Source organism: Paraburkholderia sp. BR10937, from assembly GCF_040965695.1.
Lineage (GTDB): Bacteria > Pseudomonadota > Gammaproteobacteria > Burkholderiales > Burkholderiaceae > Paraburkholderia.
The window spans coordinates 1-241 of record NZ_JBFRCL010000270.1 but is presented as its reverse complement, the minus strand read 5'-3'; the positions used below and the strand labels follow the sequence as shown (position 1 = coordinate 241).

Annotated in this window: 1 protein-coding gene; it reads left to right on the top strand. The window is 60.6% G+C overall.

The genetic code is table 11. From position 1 onward, the window contains the following. Nucleotides 1-10: 10 nt before the first annotated feature. Nucleotides 11-241: porin (locus AB4Y44_RS42940; protein ID WP_368702859.1), on the top strand; the 231-nt coding region annotated here is incomplete at its 3' end.

The window sequence follows — 241 nt, the reverse complement described above, 5'->3', positions numbered from 1 at the left end:
ACTTCTCGCCCTGACTTCGATCGCACTGTCACCCCTTGCTGCCTATGCCCAGAGCAGCGTGACCCTCTACGGTATCGTCACCGGCAACGTGACATACGTAAACAACGTTCAGACGGCCGCCACGCCGTTGCGGACATCGGCTACCTGTCACCCTCGACGACGTCGAATCAGGTCGCGGTCTCGGCCGGTATCAAGCACCTGTTCTAAGCAGCGACACGGGCCGCTGCCCTGTCAGTTCGAA